This window comes from Vibrio sp. 2134-1 (assembly GCF_033339495.1).
In genome coordinates, this window is sequence record NZ_JAWOUS010000760.1 from 1 (window position 1) to 569 (window position 569).

At 49.4% G+C, this 569-nt stretch carries 2 protein-coding genes; both read right to left on the bottom strand.

Features of this window, described 5'->3' with window-relative positions:
- Positions 1-298 (bottom strand): sodium ion-translocating decarboxylase subunit beta (locus R7R78_RS28385; RefSeq protein ID WP_225474884.1); only part of this gene is annotated, 298 nt, incomplete at its 3' end.
- A 9-nt stretch (positions 299-307) separates the two neighbouring features.
- Positions 308-569, bottom strand: a 262-nt coding sequence (locus R7R78_RS28390; protein WP_225474885.1) for a biotin/lipoyl-containing protein, incomplete at its 5' end; no start/stop codon positions are given.

Genomic DNA, 569 nt, shown 5'->3' on the forward strand with positions numbered 1-569 from the left:
CGATCAATGCGCCAAAGTCCGTCATCGCACCAACGCCCATAAAGATCAACAATGGGAAAACTCCCGATTCGATCCCGATATAGTAGACGTAGTACAACAAACCGCCCGGCTCAGTGAAGCCCGCATTAGGAATGTTAGCTAAGATAGCACCAAAGCCAATTGGCAATAAAAGTAATGGTTCAAAGCCTTTACGAATCGCTAAAAACAACAGCGTACAGCCAACCAGCATCATGCAGATTTGGCCAAACTCAAAGTTAGCGATCCCTGTTTCTGACCATAAGGTCATCAATCCGTCCATGATACTCCCTTACGCCAAGCTGAGAAGAGGTGCACCAACGGTAACGGCATCACCCTCTTTTACGTTCAGTTCTTGAACGATACCACCGCGAGCTGCACGAACTTCCGTTTCCATCTTCATTGCTTCAAGGATCAGTAGGACATCACCTTCCGCGACTTCAGCACCCGGCTGAACGTTCACTTTAAAGATGTTTCCTGCAAGCGGTGCAGGAACCGATTCCGCATTTGTCGTCACAGGCGCAACGGGAGCGGCCACTGGTGCAGAAGCTGAA